The following is a 16,947-nucleotide window of genomic DNA, read 5'->3' on the forward strand; positions in this document are numbered from 1 at the left end:
GTGGTGGCGGTTACCTCCCGCACCCTCCGCCAACCCGAACGCCGAGCTTTGATCCACTCGGCTTCCCGGAAGCCGGGGTGTTCGGTGCTCAGGAATACGCCGACACCAGTGAATGCGAGTGGATCAACTACCGCAGCGAGTAGGCATCGACGGGTGCCCAATCGCGGCGTACGGTCGGGGTACACGGTGTACCCCACACGGCGAGGTGCCTCATGGCGGATCAGCAACCCACCCCCGGTCAGCGCGTCGAGCGGCTGCGTCGAGCCGCCGGCCTCTCCCGCGAACAGCTCGCCGGCCTTGCCGGGCTGTCTCCGACCACCATCAAGTTCGTGGAGAACGGGCGTCGCAGCTTGACGCTGCGGGCCGCCCAGCAGGTCGCACCGCACCTCGGCGTACGTGATCTCGGTGATCTGTTCGGGCCGCAGGTGACCCTGTCCCTGGATGGCCGACCCAGTCATCCCGCGATCGGCGATGTCCGTCGGGCACTGACCGCCTGGCACATCTCGGTCTCGGGTGAGCCGGATTCCCCCGACTATCTGCGCGGTGCTGTCGAGTCCGCCTGGCAGACCTGGCACACCTCTCGGCATCAACGCACCGAGGTGAGCGTCGTCCTTCCCGGGCTGCTCGACGCTACTCAGCGCGCGGCTCGGCTGCACACCGGCGAAAATCGGCGCGACAGCCTCGCTCTGCTCGCCCAGGCGCATCACCTTGCGCAGGCTTACCTCGCCTGGCACGGTGACCGCGAACTGTGTTGGCTGACCGTCGACCGCGGCATGACGGCGGCCCTCGATGCTGACGACCCTCTCGCCATTGCCCAATCCACCTGGTACGCAGCGCACCTGTTGCGGGCCGTCGGCCGGGGTGACGAGGCGTTGGAGCGCTTGCGGGAGGCTCGCGATCTGATTGAGCCCCGGGTCGCCGATGGTGGCAGCGAGTGGGCCGAGATGCTGGCCGACCTGCATCTCTGTACCGCGTTGACGCGGGCTCGCACCGGTGACCAGGGTGCCTGGTCCGACTGGGATTCCGCGCGTCGAGTGGTCGAGCAGGCACTGCCGACTGGTTTCGTCGGCCTTCGCACTCGGGTGTCGCGGCCGTTGGTCGACGTGTACGCGGTGATGTGCGCGGTCGACCTGGGCGATCCTGACGAGGCGCAACGGTGGGCGCATTCACTCGATCCGGCGTCGATCCCGTCGACTGAGCGGCGGGGTCGGCACTACGTGGAGTTGGCTCGCTCTGCCGACCTGGAGGGGGCGCAAGAGGCGACGCTGCACCTGTTGGGCCTCGCTGAGGCCACCTCTCCCGAGACGGTCCGATATTCGCCAGCGGCTCAGGAGTTGGCGGGCCGACTGGCCCGGGAGGCGCTAGCGGCCATCCGTGCCGAAGCGATCCAGTTGGAAAGCAGGATCGCGGTGCCGGAGCTGTAGGGGTACCTCCTGTCGCTGGGTACGCCGCGTACCCTGCCCGTTCTCTGCCGCTGCTTAGCGTGTCCTCACGATTGCAGCGGGTGCGCGATCGCCCTCGGTTGGGGGTGAGCCGTCGCCCCTGAGACGGGAGGGCACCGCGATGATGTGGCCGTTCAACCTGCTCCGTCGGCAAGTCAGGCGATTGGCGGCTTTTGTGCCGATCGGTGCTGCCGGTCCGGCGATCCAACGCGCAGAGCAGGACGCTGCCCGGGAGCGGTTGTTGGCTCAAGCTCGACGCCACTCCGCCGGCCAGGGCGGCGGCGGTGCTGGCCGATGATGGGTGAGGTCCCCATCACGGTCAGAGCGGCCATGGACGCCCGATCGGCACAGGGCCAACGTGCTGTCGCCGTCTTGGCGAGCCGCCTCGCTGACCAGCACATCTCGCGTCGGCCCGAGTGGACATGTCGTAGCTGTGAGCAGGACACGCCCTGGCCCTGCGCTCCGGCCCGAGTACGGCTGTCTGAGGCGTACGGCGGTGACCGGGTCGGCCTGTCCATGTACCTGGGCAGTTTGCACGTGGTGGCGGTAACCGAAATGCCCGCCGTCCCTGCGGCCGAACTGTTCGAGCGCTTCGTTCGATGGGCGCGTTGAGCGGCCCGGTCACTCAGCTCCGCCGATCGTCGCGGATCGCCTGGTCCAGGTCTCATAGCTGAGCAGTGCGGCGAGGCAGGTGGTGAGCAGGGCGAGGGCGGCCAGGCCGGGCAGTTGCCGCCCGACGGGAATCACCAGCAGCGCCGCGGTGGGAGCGACGAACTGTCCCGGTCGTATGCAGCGGACGCTGAGACTCAGGAACGTCGCCCGGCCCGCGAGGAATAGGGCGGTCCCGCCGAACAGGGCGATCGCCGGCATCCAGGCCGAGGTCCCGTAGGACTTCTCGTCCGCCAGGCCGGCGAGGACCTGCTCGACTCCCAGCGCCACGTAGATGGTCCCGGCGAGCAGCGGAAAGTGGGCAAGGGTGTAGGCGTTGGCACCGAGGTGGGCCCGCCGTAGCCCGGACTCCATCCGCAACGCTTCGCCGGCGGCCATCGCGCTTGACGAGTACAGCCAGTACAGGCACACCGTGACGGCCAGCGTGAGGATCGCGGCCAGCAGGATCGGCCCACGGATCCGCTGTACCCCGACGCCGGCGCCTACCGAGATCAGGGACTCGCCGAGCGCAATGATCACCACGAGGCTGTGCCGCTCCGCGAAGTGGCTCGGGCTGCGCACCGGCCACCCGCTCCACACCGAGGAGACCACCCCGCCGCCCATGTCGATGGTGAGGGCCACCGCCCAGAGTAGGAGTTGTGCGGTGCCGCCGAACACGGCGCCGAGGGCGAGGGGGACCCACGACAGCACGGTGGAGAGGGCGTAGAGACGAATAGTCCTGCGCAGCTGTCGGTTGCCCGCCGAGGCCCAGTAAAAGACGGCGATGGCGATGACCCGGAGCGTGACGTAGGCCAGCACCAGGATCAGTCGTTGTCTCGTCGTACCCGGCCCGGTCGCCCAGGCGTCGGGAATGACAAGTGCGACGAGGAAGACGGCTGCCATCGAGACTGTCACGCAGGCACGGACCAGCCCGACGTCGATGCGGACGTGGTTACCCAACCAGGAGTAGACCACCCAGGAGATCCACAGCAGCAGGAGGACGAGGAAGCCCTGCGTGAGGGCCACCGGCGAAGGCCGTTCACTCATGAACGTGGTGACCCGGATGAGCCCGAAGACGAACACCAGATCGAAGAAGATCTCGAAGAGGGTGGTGCGATGCGTCTCCGTTGTCGCCACCGGCCGCGACCGGAAGATCCGCCCCATCGGGTCATCTTTACCGGATGCCCGGTGCCGAGTCCGGACACCCGGCGTCGCGGTCACTCCGGCGGGTCTGCGGGCCGCTGTTCCTCGCGGATCGTCTCTTCGGCCAGTTTTTCGACAGCGCGTCGGCGTTCCCGGGCGAGCGACTGCTCGTCTGGCTTGCGGAGCGCGGTGACGACGGCGACCAGGAAGTCACGCCAGATGCTCAAGAGTCTCCCCCGTGAACGATGCGGCGATGATCATATGCACGCGGGCGATGCACCGACAGGGCCCAACCGGTCGTCGACAGCCCGGGAACGGGGTAAGAAGAGGCTGATATCTCCGCACACCGGAAGGACGCGTTCTGATGACCCTGGAACGACCGATCGCCCCGGACCCGTACGAGCTGCTGCCGACGCTGCCCTCGTTCACGCTGACGAGTGACGACGTGCAGAACGGTGAGCCGATGGACGCCCGGCACGCGCATGGCAGCACCGGGGGTGACAACGTCTCGCCACAGCTGACCTGGTCGGATTTCCCCGCCGAGACGAAGAGCTTCGCGGTGACCTGCTACGACCCCGACGCACCGACCGGCAGCGGGTTCTGGCACTGGGTGTTGGTGAACGTGCCGGTCGAGGTCACGCAGTTGCCGAGCGGTGCCGGTGGCGCGGGCGGTGTCGACCTGGGTGGGGCGTTCGCGGTCCGCAACGACTACGGCGAGCAGGCGTACGGCGGTGCGGCGCCGCCGCCCGGCGACCGCCCGCACCGGTACGTCTTCGCGGTGCACGCCGTGGACGTGGACCGACTGGACCTGACCCCGGACGCCAGCCCCGCCTACGTCGGCTTCAACCTCACGTTCCACACCCTGGCCCGGGCGGTGATCCGCCCGACCTACCAGATCAAGGACTGATCCGTGCCCCGCGATCTCGCGCCCGACCAGGAGGGCGGGTGCGAGATCGCGGGATGGGCGGTTCAGGACGGGACGCGGGCCACGGCGAAGACCGACTGGCCGAACGGAGGGCGGACCAGCTGCTCGGCGGCCTTGGTGGCGGGCAGGACGACAGTGTCGTACACCTTGACCATCGGGCCCTCCTTCGGCATCAGCCGGAAGACCTTGGTGGCCATGAAGTAGCCGATCAGCCCCAGCGCGTTGGCGTAGTGCATCTTCTCGACCGTCAGGCCGGCCTCGGTCATCGCCGCGTGCAGTGTCTTCTTCGTGTAGCGGCGGACGTGCCCGGTGGCGATGTCGGCAGGGCTCATCGCGAACTGGAATGCCGGCACGATGATGATCACGGCACCGCCGGGTCGGACCAGGTCGCGCATGCTGCTGAGCGCGCCCACGTGGTCCTCGATGTGCTCCAGGACGTTGTACGAGACCGCGGCGCTGTAGTCGCCCCGGTCGCTGTGCGGCAGCAGCATCTGCCGGACGTCGATGTTCGGCCGGTCGGCGAGGCGCTCCTTGAGCTGCACCAGCCGGTCCGGGTCCGCCTCGGTCGCGGTGAACCGGGGCAGCAGCTCGGACCACTCGAGCGCGTAGTCACCGAGGCCGCTGCCGATCTCGATGGGGTCGTCGCCGAGGTACGGCACGGCCAGCTCGATGAACCAGCGACGGTGGTTGACAGCGGTCGCCAGGCCTTCCAACACCTCGGACTGAACGCGCTGATCCCCAGTGATTTCTGCCATGCGTCGATTCCTCACGATATGAACTCGACCCGTGCCTGGACCGACAGAGTGAATCATCCGCTGGGACGGCAGAAGAATCGGGGCATCGGGGGTGGCCGAATTGTGGTCGGGGGTGGGTTCGTGATCGGCGGTCGGCGAACCCGGCACATAGTACGGCAGTACCCCGAAACATGTCACGGCAGCGCCATCCGCTGACTACTCTGTGAATTGTCATGACTACTCCTGAGCCGGACTCGCCAAGCGGCAGCGACAGTCCGGTCGGCGCGTCGTCGGTGCAGGAAGAGGCTGGTCGCGCTCGGCCTTCCCGTCGGGGGAGGTGGGTCGATCTCGCCGCCGTGCTGAGCTTCGTGGTGCTCGCCCTGTGGGTGACCGCCCGGCTCTGGTTGGAGCCGGGCAGTGGCGTACGGGACAACCAGTCCGATCAGTCGCAGTTCGAATGGATGATGGCGCACGGTGCGCGAGTCGTCACACACTTTGCGTATCCGTTCCATACCAATCAGATGAACGTGCCGGACGGCGTCAATCTGATGGCCAATACGTCCGTATTATCCATTTCGCTGCCACTGACGCCCGTCACCCTGCTTCTGGGGCCGAGAGTGGCATTCCTGGTCTTTCTCACCGTCGGCATGATTGCCACCGCCACCGCCTGGTATTTCCTGCTCTCCCGGGTCCTGATCGGCGCTCGCGGGCCGGCGTGGCTGGGTGGTGGCTTCTGCGCGTTCGCGCCGGCCATGGTGTCGCACGCCAACGGGCACCCGAACATCGTGTCGCAGTTCGTCGTCCCGTTGATCATCTGGCGGACCCTACGACTCGGTGAACCGGGCCGCTGGCTGCGCAACGGGGTGCTGCTCGCGCTCGTGATCGTCTGGCAGGCCTTCCTCAACCTGGAGATCCTGCTGATGACCGCGATCGGGCTCGGCCTGGTCATCGGCGTACTGGCCCTCACTCGGGCCGAGCTGCGCGCGCGGGCCCGGTCCTTCCTCGCCGGTCTCGCCGTCGCCGCCGGTCTCGCCGCGCTGCTGCTGGCGTACCCCCTGTACGTGCAGTTCTTCGGACCGGACGCGTACTCCGGGCTGTCCCGGCTGATCCGTGGCTACTCAAGTGACCTGGCGTCGTTCGTGGCGTACTCCCGGGAGTCCCTCGCCGGTAGCCCGCGCACCGCCGCGGGCCTGGCCAAGAACCCGACCGAGGAGAACAGCTTCTTCGGCTGGTCGTTGACGGTGCTGGTGATCGCCCTGGTCTGGTGGTTGCGACGCTCGGCCGTGGTGCTCGCGTTGGCCGGGCTCGGGCTGCTCTTCACTGTGCTGTCGCTGGGCCGGGAGGTCCGCTTCGACAACCGGGGTACGGGGGTTCCGGGTCCCTGGGCGGCGCTGGAGAACCTGCCGATCCTGCACTCGGTGGTACCGACCCGGTGGGCGTTGGCGATCACCCCGATCATCGGGCTGCTCCTCGCCTACGGTGCCGAACGCGCCCGCGAACTGGCCGGCGCGCACCCGGCGGCCCGGGGGCAGGTCCGCTTCGTCACCGCAACAGTGCTCACGATGGCGCTGCTGCCGATCGTCCCCACTCCGCTGCCCGTGACCCACCTCGATCCGGTCCCCACGTTCGTGACGAGTGGGGCCTGGCGTCCGTACGTGACGGGTGGGCGCAGCGTGGTGACCCTGCCGTTGCCGGACAGCACCTACGCGGAGCCGCTGCGGTGGGCGGCGGCGACCCGGCTGGACATGCCGCTGGCCCGTGGCTACTTCCTCGGTCCGGACACCCGGCCGAGCGCCGACCCGCCGCGCGTCGCGTTGTTCGGTGCGCCACCCCGACCCACGAGCAGCTTTTTCGCCACCATCCGGCGGACCGACGCGGTGCCGCCGATCACCCCGCAGGCACGGGTCCGAGCGGTTGACGACCTGCGGTTCTGGCGGGCCGGCGTGGTCATCCTCGGGCCGCACGAGAACGAGACAGCGCTGCGTCGGGGAATGACCGAGCTGACCGGGATCCAGCCGGTCCACACCGGTGGGGTGTGGGTGTGGGACGTCCGGTCGTTCACCGACTGAACCGTCGGGGGCCTAGCGGACGCAGCAGCCCTGGCAGACCTTGGGCCGGGGCAGGGTGAAGGCGAGGCAGCAGGTGCGCCGCTGCACGCTCGGCTCACCTGTCGGCCCCGGCACCAGCTCGACCAAATCGGCCAGGTCGAGCGCGCCGAGCAGTGTGTCGATGCTCTGCACCGTCGAGCCGGGCAGGCCGTCGGCGGCCCGCAGGATGCCGTGCGCGATGCCGGAGGCGACCGAGCCGAGCAGCGTCCGGGTGCCCACCCGGACCTCCGTCTGAATCGCCGCGATGAGCGGCATGAGGTGCGCGTCGAGCAGTGCCGCGCGCAGGGCGGCCAGCAGCTCCGCCTCGTCGGCGACGACCCGCACCTGCGGCAGGCCGGCGAGCGCCAACGGGTCGTTCGGCAGCACCGCGACGGTGGTCCGACGGCGCAGGCCCATGGTGAGGAGCTGCCGGTGGTCCTCGAAGTGGATCAGCAGGTCGGCCGGATCGAGCAGTGGGACCCGGCGGGCCGAAGCCCAGCCGAGCACTACCGGCAGCGACGCCCAGTAGCTGTACGACTTCCAGGCCAGCGCGGCACACGCGTGCGGGGTGCCACCCCAGCGGACGGCGGCCCGGCGCAGCAACTCCGGCAGCCGGCTGCCGTCGATCAGCGTGGTGGCGGGGGCCCAGCCGAACTCGTCCTCGACCACCAGGCCCCGGGCCAGCCCGGGAACGTCGTCGGTGCCGAACATGGCCCGCAGCGCCGCGGTGACGGGAGCGAGCGGCGTGGCGACGGCATCCCGCCTCGGCATCACCGCTGTCACCTGAGTCGTCCCCCGTCCGCGTGGCCGGGGAGCGCCCCGGCGGACGACACATGCCGTCCTGAGCTAAGGCTAGCCTAACCAGATGCGCGGGTCTAAGGGAAGCCTCACCTAGGTGCTGGCTGCGAGGCCCCGGTCACTCGCTCAGGTCACTCGCGCGGCGCTCCGCGCTCCGCGTACTACCCGCCCTGGGCGCCCGGAAACGGCTCACACCATCGATGGTCGTCGGTGAATTGTCAAGCGGTGTGTCGAAAAGATGCCAGATGCGTGTGTGACCGTGCACTGAAAGTGAAACTTAATGCCCCGGCCGCGAGGAAGCTGATGACGACCTCACCCCTCGAACGGGCTGCCGACTCCTTCGCGGCCGAACTCGCCAGGCAACGCACCGGGCGCGGGCTGTCCAAGAAACAACTCGCCGTTCTCATGGGGTTCGACCCGTCCTACGTGAGCCACGTCGAAGGGCGCCGACACCGCCCGACCGAGGACTTCGCCCGCCGGGCCGAGGCCGTCCTGGAAGCCAACGGTGCGATCTGGCAGCGCTTCCGGGAGTACGACGACCTGCGGCACGCCCGCGCGGGCCAACCGCACCGCGAGTCGTACCTGCCCGGCCAGTGGCTGCCGCCCGGCACCGGCCTCGTCGTGGAACGGGAACTGGCCGTCCTCACCCACACCGACGACGGTTACCGCTGCATGATCCGCCGGGAGCTGTACAACGCCGGGACCGAGCCGGTCACCCGTTACCTGATCCGGGTCGCCGTCGACCGCTACCCGAACGATCCCGGCCGCTCCAACCGGCACCACCGCGACCACCAACTCACCTTCGCCGAGCTGCAACTACAGGCCCGCCGGGACGACGGCAGCGGCGACCCGGAGCCGATGCACTGGCGAGCCAAACACGATAGGGACGCGTTCAAGGAGATCTGGCTGCTCTTCGAGAACGGGGAACGGCGTTTCCCGCTCTATCCGGGCGACCGGGCCACCATCGAGTACGCGTACTGCGTCGGGCACGAGAAGTGGGGTCCCTGGTTCCAGCGGGCCGTCCGACTACCCACCCGGCAACTCGCCGTACGCCTGGACCTGCCCGCGGCGCTCGACCCGCAGGTCTGGGGCGAGGAAACCTCGCTCTCCGCGGAGGAGGGCCCGCTGCGGACCGCTCCACAGCGCCACGACGAGGGTGACCGGGCGATCTACGAGTGGCAGACCGACGACCCACCGCTGAACGCCCGCTACCGGATGCAGTGGCGGTTCCGGGCCCAACCGGAACCCGAACCGGACAGTGGCCCAGGCGGTGTCCGGGTGCGCCCGAGCGACCGGATGCGCGGCCTCGGCATCGTGCAGCGCGGCGACGACCTGCTCCGCCAGCGCGTCCGACAGTTCGACCTGCCGGGCGAGGAGCCGGTCGCACGGGATGTGGTCGACCGGCTCACCATGGCCCTGGCCCGACTCGACGAACTGCACCCGTTCAACAAGGGGGTGGGCGTCGCCGCCCCACAGCTCGGCATCGGCCGGGCGGCGGCCGTGGTGCGGCCCCCCGACCGGTCGGCCGAACCGGTAGTGCTGCTCAACCCCCGAGTGGTCGACGCCGCCCCGGACACCGACGAGCAGTACGAGGGCTGCCTGTCCTTCTTCGATCACCGAGGTCTGGTGCCCCGGCCGCTGCGACTGGACGTGGAGCACGCCCAGTGGGACGGCAGCCGGATCATCACCTCGTTCGAGTTCGGCATGGCTCGGCTCGTCGCACACGAGATCGACCACCTGGAGGGCCGGCTCTACGTCGACCGGATGGCACCGGGCGTGCCGCTGGTGCCGGTCGAGGAATACCGCGAGACCGGGCGCCCCTGGCGCTACTGACCAAGAAGGGACCGGGGCGCGTGCCCCAGGGGGCAGGGGCACGCGCCCCGGTGTGGGGGGAGGAACGTCTAGAGGTCACCGAAGGTGTCGTAACGGATGTGCGGCGGCGGCACCTCGTCCGCGGCGAGGACCCGCAGCGCGGACCGGACCATCCGGGCCGAGCCGGAGACGTAGCAGTCGTGCGTGGTCCACGGGCCGTACCGGGCCACCACGTCCGGGATGTCGCCAAGCTCACCGTCGAAGTCCGGGTCGTCGCTGCACGCCGCGGTGACCGACAACCACGGGTGCGCGGCCACCAACTCCTGCAACCCGGCCAGGCCGTACAGGTCCGCCGCCTGCTGGGCGCCGTAGAAGACATGCACCCACCGGGTGCGGTTGAAGGTGGCCAACTCCTCGACAAGTGCCTTGATCGGTGCCAGGCCGACACCGCCGGCCACGCAGAGGATGTCCCTTTCCGAGGCGCGGTCCAGGGTCATCGACCCCATCGGCGCCGCCAGGCGAAGCAGGTCACCAGGCCGCACCCGACGCACCAACGCACCGGACACCCATCCAGCCCCCGGCGACCGGACGTGGAACTCCAGCACGTTGTCGTCATTGGGGGCGTTCGCCACCGAGTAGTTCCGCCACTCCCGAGGGTGGTGGCGCGGCACCTCCAGGCTGACGTACTGGCCGGCCTGCCACCGCAGTGGGTGCTGCAACGCCTGGCAGGTCAACACGGCGGTGTCCGGGCCGTGACGCTCGTGGGTAAGCACCTCCGCGTGCCAGAACGGCGGCCCGTCGTCAGCCGCCGCCCCGGCCACCATCAGGGCGGCGACCGCCTCGTACGCCTCCCGCCACGCCTGGTCGTACTCCAGGTTCCAGCCGTCGCCGGCGATGCGGCGCAGCGCGTCGAGCAACGCGGTGCCCATCGTCGCGTAGTGCCGTTCGTCGACGTGGTACTTGCGGTGGTCGCGCCCCAACGCCCGGAGGAACTCGGCGAAGCTCTCCGGGTCGTCGACAGTGTGGATCGCCGTGACTATCGCTTCCAGCAGCCGATCGCCCTGGCCGGTCATCTGCACCGGGAAGAGGTTCCGCAGGGCGGGGTCGAGCAGGAACATTCGGGCGTAGAAGTGGTCGGTCAGTCGGGCCCGATCGTCCTCGACCAAGGTCCAGCTCTCCTTCAGCAGCCGTGCGAGGTTGTCCACGGGGCGCTTCTCCTCCAGTCGGCAGCGGATCGGGCGCCCATAGAATCTCCACGGAGAGTGTCGACTGGTCGCACAGAATGTGCGATCGGCTCATGCTGGCCGGTCGGTCGTGCCACCGATGTCCCTCGTCGGGCAGAGTGGTGCGGTGACAGTTGAGCTGACCCGGCCGGTGTCCCGCCGTCTGCTGGGCACCGAAACGCTGCTGGTCCTCGGCCTGTCCCTCGGCCAGTCGGCGGTCTACGCGGTCGTCTCGATCATCGCGAAGCTGACCGCCGAGGGTCCGCTCTCCAAACAGACCGCCTCGCTCAACACCTCGGCATCGCCGCGACCCTGGCTGGACCTCACCTACCAGCTCCTGGGCATCGTGTTCGCGCTGCTGCCGGTGCTGCTCGCCGTACACCTGCTCAGCCGTGACCCCGGCGACCCGGCGCGGACCCTCGGCGTGGACGCCCGGCGACCCGGCCAGGACCTCGCCCGGGGCACCGGTCTGGCCGCGCTCATCGGCCTACCCGGCCTGGCCCTGTTCTTCGTCGCGGCCCAGCTCGGCCTCAACGCCACGCTGGTGCCGGCCGCGCTACCGCCGGTCTGGTGGGCGGTCCCCGTGCTGATCCTCGCCGCCGTGCAGAACGCCGTGCTGGAAGAGGTGATCGTGGTCGGCTACCTGGTCACCCGGCTGCGCCAGCTCCAGTGGCGGCTCGCCGCGATCATCGCGGCCAGCGCCCTGCTACGCGGCTCGTACCACCTCTACCAGGGCTTCGGCGCGTTCGTCGGCAACGCGGTGATGGGCGTGATCTTCAGCCTCTTCTACCTACGCACCCGGCGGGTGCTGCCGCTGATCATCGCGCACACCCTGCTCGACGTTGTCGCCTTCGTCGGCTACGCGTCGCTGCCCCGAGAGTGGTTCGACTGGCTCTGACCGGTCAGCGCCGGACGGCGCGGTAGACAGCCACCGTTCGAGCGGCCAGCCGGTCGGCCGCCGCCGCGTCGCCAAGCGTCGCCGCCAGCACCGCCGCGCCCGGTAGCAGCCGAGCCACCAGCCGCAACGCGACCGAGCCGCCGGCCTGCGCGGTCAGCGGCGCGGCCAGCCGCCAGGCGGCCTCCGCCGCCCGGGGCCAGGCCCCCTCGACCGGATCGTGCGCCGCCTGCGCCGCGCTCAGGGCCGCCCGGGCGCTCACCGCGTCCGGGTGCACCTGGGTCAGCACCAGCAGCTCGACGGCCCGGTCGGGATGCGCCGGATCCTTGCCGTACACCGCCGCCAGGTGCAACACCAGGTTCGCCTGCGTCCACAACACCGAGGCCAACTCGGCGAGCGGCGCGAAGAAACCAGCAAGCGCCGCGGCAGCCCCACCCGCGCCCGCTGCCCGCACGTACCGCCGGGTCACCAGCCGAGCCAGGCCGTCCGCCGGGGCGTCCGGATACCGGCCCCGCAGCCGCGCGGCCCACTCGGCCGCGCCAGGTCCGAGCGACCGCACCGCAGCCAGCGCCAGCAACTCCGGCGCGAAACCCGGGTGATCGAGTACGCGCGCCGCGACCGCAAGCAGCTCCGATTCCGGGGTACGCCCCGAAGTTGGCACCGGGTCGCTGACCTGCGCTCGGACCGCCACGGGCTGCGGTGTTGGGGCGGCTTCCTCGGACGTGGCGTTCCGGCGTGGGGTCCCCGCGTGCTCGGCCGTCGAGGCGGTCTGCCTGGCCGGGACGGCGGGTGGGGTGGCCGCCTTCTCAGTAGGTGTGACCTTCCTGGTGGAGGCTGCTTTCCTGGTGGGAGCCGCTTTCCTGGTCGGCGTGGCCTTCTTGGCCGGCGCGGCTTCCTGGCTCGGCGCGGTCGTCGTGCTGGCCGGGGTTGGTGCCTGGCTGGCCGGGCTGGCCGTCGTGCTGGTCGCAGTGGGTGCGGCTGCGGCGGTTGGCTTCGTGGCCTTCCGGGCGGTGGCCTTGCGAGGGGTGGCCTTGCGAGGGGTGGCGCGAGTCGTCGGTGTGCCTGTCGACGGTGCGGTGGATGGTTGCCGGCCGCCGGCGGGTGCGTCGGCCCGCTCGGTGGCCGGTGCGGGCTCCTCCGACGGGCCGGACTTGTCGACGGCGGGTGCGGCCTCTTCGGGTGGGCCGGCCTGGTCGGCGGCGGGGGCGGCCTTCCTGGGTGGGTCGGCCCGGTCGGGGGCGGATGCGGCGTCGTCGGGTGGGGCGCTCGGCGAGGGTTCCGAGCGGAGCGGCTGCCGAGGCAGCGGGCGATCCGGCTCCGGAGGCTGGAAGATCACCGCCGGGGCGGCCTTGGCCCGCCGAGGGCGCGGGCTCGCCGGAGCGGCGGCCGATGGTGGCACCGGTTCCCCGGGCTGCTCCGCGGCGGGCGGCGGGGTGAAGGTGGGCCGCGGGGAGCGCCTGCGCGCTCTTCCAGCAGGCTCTCGACGGCTCGACTCGCTGGGCGGCTGCTCCTGCATATCGATGGAGCGTAGTCCCGATCACGCCGCCGCACAGCGCTGAAACCCGGGGACGGGCAGCCCCTGGTCGGCGTACCCCGGAAGTCGTTTTGCTCCCAGTGGGTGGCGACCTGTATCCTCGGGCGCGGTGGTCTGCTGATCACCGGGGAGACTTCGCCTAGTCTGGTCTATGGCGCCGCACTGCTAATGCGGTTGGGGTCTTAAAGCCCCTCCCGGGTTCGAATCCCGGAGTCTCCGCGCGAAAGCCGGGTGTGTAGACTGGCTGAGCACGAGCGCCCGTAGCTCAATGGATAGAGCATCTGACTACGGATCAGAAGGTTAGGGGTTCGAGTCCCTTCGGGCGCACAGCGGTTGAGTAGGGGAAACGCCTCTTTGGCTATCGGCGGAAGTCGACCATAGGGGCGTTTTTTCGTGCACCCATGGGTGCACACCCGGCCGCTGACGCTGGCTGACCGTTACGGAGAATTGCCGAGGGTGACCTCTGGAGATGGTCCACCTACGTCGGCGGCTAGCTAGGCACTGAGGCGATACGCACTGTTCCGCCGGGGGCAGCGCAACGGGAACTGGCAGCAGATCCTCACCGCGCTGCGAGCCCTCGCCGATGCGGCGGGCCGGATCACCTGGGACATGTCCCTGACTCGACCAGCGCCCACGCCCACCAGCATGCCTAGGGCGAGAAAGAGGCGCTGGCCCGCAGGCCGGAACCGCCCTGGGACGTCACCGTCTAGCCTGCTGATCACGCCCTCGGCCGGTCCTGCGTCGGGTTGGCCACGAAGCTGTGCCTGGCATATGAGCGGCCGAGCACCATCCAGTTCGCCGCTATCAACGAGTGGCTGTGACCGACTTCGACACCGGCCCTAACGGGCGACCAGGACCTCGAAGCCGGTCGGGCGCCGTTGTCAGTCGAGGACCGTCGCCGAGCGTCCTTCGTTGACCGTGTACGAGCCTGCGGAGATCGCGCCGAGGCTCGTGGGGTGGAGGGTCAGCGAGACGACGCCGCCGGGCAGTACGCGCGAGTCTTCTTCGATGGTTGCGAACTTTGCGGCCGTCGATCCGTCCGGGAACAGGCGCTTTCCCGTGCCGACGATTACCGGGTATTGGAGTAGCCGGTAGACATCGACGAGTCCTGCCTGGTGCAGCGTCTGCACGAGTTTCCAGCTTCCGTGAACTTGGAGTTCCTTGCCCGGGAGCTCCTTGAGGCGGCGTACCTCATCGACCGGGTCACCGCGGAGGACGGTTGTCGGGTTCCAATCGGCTTCGTCGTCGGTCAGCGTGGAGCTGACGACATACTTTGGCAGCGTGTTGAGCTTGGTGGCGATCAGGTTGCCGGGTTCGGTGACCTTCGGCCAGTACCCGCCGAGCAGGCCGAAGCTGATACGGCCGAAGAGGAACGCGTCGGCCTCACGGAACCAGCTCTCGACGACCTCGTTGGTGTGCGTCGAGGCGTGCGGAACGAGCCACCCGCCGCGGTCGAAGCCGCCGGAGCGGTCCTCGTCGGGATTTCCCGGTCCCTGCATGACACCGTCGAGACTGACGAAGATGTTGACGCTGAGTAGCACGGCTTTCCTTAAAGGTCTGGTTGCGGACAGCCGGCCAGGGCTGGCTGGCAGACGAACGCTAGCTGCCGGGCCCAGGGTGGGTCTTGTACAGGAACGACATCGCGGCAGAGTGGCCTGCCTGCAGCTCGCGTGCGGTGTACCCGACGTAGCGACGCAGCGCATGCGCGAGGTGGGCCTGGTCGAAGTACCCCAACGTCTCGACGACTGTGCGCCAGTCAAGGCCGTCGCGCAGCATCGTGGCTGCGGCGTTCGCGCGGTCGATCTGCCTTACGGCGGTTGCCGACAGTCCGATGATCGCTCGATGGCGACGCTGCCGGGTTCGCTCGGTCGGGCTGGCTTCGGGATGCTCGGCGATGGGCTCCTCGTCCCCGAGATGCGATCGCACCAGCAGACCCGCGTCCTGCAATCGCCGGACGAAGTGCTCGACGTTCTCAAACGTCGGCGCCTCCCAGCTTTCGCCGCCGATGACGATCCTGCCCGATTCCGTCACGGGGAACGGTACGTACCCATCGACGATCGAGGCTGCCGGATGCGGCCGGAGAACCGCGCCGAACGCGAACCGGATCCCGAGAAACTCGGTGCCCGGGGGGACCGGTGCCGTGGTCGCCCTGGTCTCCGGCCCGCGCAGGCTGGCGAGTAGGCGTCCCTGCGCCTGCGAGAGGATCAGCTGCCAGCAGGTTCGTGCGGCGGACGTCATCGTCTCCTCCGCGTCAGAGCGGGTGCGCCACACGCGGTCGACGAGGCTCACGTCGATCTCGGTTTCGCGATGCTCGAACCGCAACGCCATGGCCTCCGTCTTCAATGTGCCGAGGTTCCCTCCTGAGGCTAGGTGCCGCCGGCACCTGCTGCTGTCGATGCGATCATGGACCTGGCGACCGGAGCGAACGTGATCACCGTAAGTTCCGGGTGGGGCGACGGCATCTACCCGACGTTCGTCGGTTATGCCGCCGATGGCGAGGTGACCAGCTACGTCACGGACTTCCTGGTGATCCCATTGTTCTGCCAACCAGATGCCGTCGGGCACCCCATTGGCCGGACGTAGACCACTGTCGCTCGAACCCGTCAGCCGTGATCTCCCACCCGGTCGTCGAACTCGTCGCCCCGCGACTCGTCCCACTCGCGGGAGACCGGCCCTTGATCTTCCTGACCTCTACGCAGGTCGGCTTGCTTGTGGTTCGAGGTCGGGATGGGGATCATCGTGCCGTGGAATGGACGGACGACCTGACTGTGCGCCTTGCTCGGGGCACATCGTTACGCGCCCTTGTCTTGTATCTCAGGGCTGCCGACGAGGAGGGGACGCGCCGTCGCGATGTCCTTGCCGTCTTGACCGAGCGGTTCGCGCTGTCGTTCGATGATGCACGGCTCGCGATGGACCGTGTCGGGGGCGGAGTCGTCCGTGCCGTGTCCGGCAACTCCGCGAACGAGCCGGACCCCGTCAAGGACCCGGTGGCGTGGACGTCATACCGGCTCGAGCTCGGACTGACAGTCGATGATGGAGCTCCTGGGCCATCGCCCGAGGAGCGGGCGCGAGCGCAGGCTCTCCTGGAGCGGGCCGGGCGTGGCGAGCCCACGCACGGCACCGAGGACGTCGCCGTGGCGCTCGAGGTCGCACGGTTGGCAGTCGCGTCGCAGGAGACGGGCCGGATACGCCTCCACCTCCTCCTCGAAGCGGCGACGTCACTATCGGTCGCAGCCGAAGCGTGCATCGTCCGGTTGGGGCAGCAGCCTTGTGCCCCGGAGGGTTCCCAGGAGTGGGTCGACGGTGTCGCGCTCGCCGCGGCGGCCCGTCAGGTCACCACGCAGTTCGCTGCCCAATCCGAGCCGGAGCTTGAGGAGCGTGGCCTCGCGCTGGTGGGACGCATCGTCACCCGCCTGCTGGGCCAATCTCACGCCTTCGTCGGACGAGCGATGATCGAGTCGGCCCGCTGCATCCAGCGCAACGGCGATCCCGACCGAGCCGCCACTCTCGCCGATGCGCTATTGGCCGACTTCGAGGTTCTGCTCGATCAGTTCGAGGTCGACGCTCCATTCGACGAGCACGTCATCGCCCTGGAGTACCTGCAGGCCGCCATCGAACTCCTCATCGAGGTGAGAGGCAGCTCCGCCGAGCTCGATGCCCTTCGCAACCGGACCGAGCAAGTGCTTGCCCGCTCATGACCGACTGA

The 16,947-nt window shown here is 69.4% G+C and carries 15 protein-coding genes and 2 tRNA genes; 9 read left to right on the forward strand and 8 right to left on the reverse strand.

The window, feature by feature from the left end; translation table 11 throughout:
- The first annotated feature begins 212 nt into the window (after positions 1–212).
- Positions 213–1,424: a helix-turn-helix transcriptional regulator gene (locus AB0B86_RS07920; RefSeq protein ID WP_357416668.1), complete on the forward strand. Its 1,212-nt coding sequence runs from the start codon at positions 213–215 to the stop codon at positions 1,422–1,424.
- 639 nt (positions 1,425–2,063) lie between these two features.
- On the opposite strand, the gene AB0B86_RS07925 is transcribed toward AB0B86_RS07920, so the two are convergent.
- On the reverse strand, positions 2,064–3,254 hold the full coding sequence (locus AB0B86_RS07925) for a low temperature requirement protein A (protein WP_357416671.1): 1,191 nt from the start codon (positions 3,252–3,254) through the stop codon (positions 2,064–2,066).
- 53 nt (positions 3,255–3,307) lie between these two features.
- Complete coding sequence (locus AB0B86_RS07930) at positions 3,308–3,460, reverse strand: hypothetical protein (RefSeq protein WP_357416673.1); 153 nt, start codon at positions 3,458–3,460, stop codon at positions 3,308–3,310.
- 137 nt (positions 3,461–3,597) lie between these two features.
- Here AB0B86_RS07930 and AB0B86_RS07935 point away from each other — a divergent pair, with 137 nt between their 5' ends.
- Entirely contained in the window at positions 3,598–4,140 is a 543-nt protein-coding gene (locus tag AB0B86_RS07935) for a YbhB/YbcL family Raf kinase inhibitor-like protein (protein WP_357410046.1), read from the forward strand.
- A gap of 62 nt (positions 4,141–4,202) precedes the next feature.
- Here AB0B86_RS07935 and AB0B86_RS07940 read toward each other — a convergent pair whose 3' ends face one another.
- On the reverse strand, positions 4,203–4,913 hold the full coding sequence (locus AB0B86_RS07940; protein ID WP_357410044.1) for a class I SAM-dependent methyltransferase: 711 nt from the start codon (positions 4,911–4,913) through the stop codon (positions 4,203–4,205).
- A gap of 212 nt (positions 4,914–5,125) precedes the next feature.
- On the opposite strand from AB0B86_RS07940, the gene AB0B86_RS07945 reads away from it, so the two are divergent.
- The gene (locus AB0B86_RS07945) at positions 5,126–6,961 is read left to right on the forward strand and encodes a hypothetical protein (RefSeq protein ID WP_357416676.1); all 1,836 of its coding nucleotides are present in this window, start codon (positions 5,126–5,128) and stop codon (positions 6,959–6,961) included.
- Between the two features lie 12 nt (positions 6,962–6,973).
- Here the strand turns inward: AB0B86_RS07945 and AB0B86_RS07950 are convergent, their stop codons facing one another.
- Positions 6,974–7,750, reverse strand: coding sequence for a hypothetical protein (locus AB0B86_RS07950; RefSeq protein WP_357416678.1), 777 nt, complete (start codon positions 7,748–7,750; stop codon positions 6,974–6,976).
- Between the two features lie 330 nt (positions 7,751–8,080).
- On the opposite strand from AB0B86_RS07950, the gene AB0B86_RS07955 reads away from it, so the two are divergent.
- Complete coding sequence (locus tag AB0B86_RS07955) at positions 8,081–9,610, forward strand: peptide deformylase (RefSeq protein WP_357410038.1); 1,530 nt, start codon at positions 8,081–8,083, stop codon at positions 9,608–9,610.
- A gap of 68 nt (positions 9,611–9,678) precedes the next feature.
- Here AB0B86_RS07955 and AB0B86_RS07960 read toward each other — a convergent pair whose 3' ends face one another.
- A complete protein-coding gene (locus AB0B86_RS07960; RefSeq protein ID WP_357410036.1) occupies positions 9,679–10,794 on the reverse strand; it encodes a globin domain-containing protein in 1,116 nt (371 codons plus the stop codon).
- A 145-nt stretch (positions 10,795–10,939) separates the two neighbouring features.
- Between AB0B86_RS07960 and AB0B86_RS07965 the strand changes: the two genes are divergently transcribed.
- The gene (locus tag AB0B86_RS07965; protein ID WP_357416682.1) at positions 10,940–11,710 is read left to right on the forward strand and encodes a CPBP family intramembrane glutamic endopeptidase; all 771 of its coding nucleotides are present in this window, start codon (positions 10,940–10,942) and stop codon (positions 11,708–11,710) included.
- Between the two features lie 4 nt (positions 11,711–11,714).
- Here AB0B86_RS07965 and AB0B86_RS07970 read toward each other — a convergent pair whose 3' ends face one another.
- Complete coding sequence (locus tag AB0B86_RS07970; protein WP_357416684.1) at positions 11,715–13,106, reverse strand: hypothetical protein; 1,392 nt, start codon at positions 13,104–13,106, stop codon at positions 11,715–11,717.
- A 263-nt stretch (positions 13,107–13,369) separates the two neighbouring features.
- On the opposite strand from AB0B86_RS07970, the gene AB0B86_RS07975 reads away from it, so the two are divergent.
- Together AB0B86_RS07975 and AB0B86_RS07980 are read left to right on the forward strand one after the other, a co-directional pair.
- Positions 13,370–13,460 (forward strand) — tRNA-Ser (locus AB0B86_RS07975).
- 35 nt (positions 13,461–13,495) lie between these two features.
- Positions 13,496–13,568 (forward strand) — tRNA-Arg (locus tag AB0B86_RS07980).
- A gap of 554 nt (positions 13,569–14,122) precedes the next feature.
- Here AB0B86_RS07980 and AB0B86_RS07985 read toward each other — a convergent pair.
- A complete protein-coding gene (locus AB0B86_RS07985) occupies positions 14,123–14,782 on the reverse strand; it encodes a dihydrofolate reductase family protein (RefSeq protein ID WP_357410028.1) in 660 nt (219 codons plus the stop codon).
- A gap of 58 nt (positions 14,783–14,840) precedes the next feature.
- Entirely contained in the window at positions 14,841–15,584 is a 744-nt protein-coding gene (locus tag AB0B86_RS07990; protein WP_357410026.1) for an AraC family transcriptional regulator, read from the reverse strand.
- 60 nt (positions 15,585–15,644) lie between these two features.
- Here AB0B86_RS07990 and AB0B86_RS07995 point away from each other — a divergent pair, with 60 nt between their 5' ends.
- Both AB0B86_RS07995 and AB0B86_RS08000 read left to right on the forward strand, forming a co-directional pair.
- On the forward strand, positions 15,645–15,824 hold the full coding sequence (locus AB0B86_RS07995) for a DUF4241 domain-containing protein (RefSeq protein ID WP_357410024.1): 180 nt from the start codon (positions 15,645–15,647) through the stop codon (positions 15,822–15,824).
- 161 nt (positions 15,825–15,985) lie between these two features.
- A complete protein-coding gene (locus tag AB0B86_RS08000; RefSeq protein WP_357410022.1) occupies positions 15,986–16,939 on the forward strand; it encodes a hypothetical protein in 954 nt (317 codons plus the stop codon).
- Positions 16,940–16,947 lie beyond the last annotated feature (8 nt).

This window comes from Micromonospora sp. NPDC049047 (assembly GCF_040649135.1).
Taxonomy (GTDB): Bacteria; Actinomycetota; Actinomycetes; order Mycobacteriales; family Micromonosporaceae; genus Micromonospora.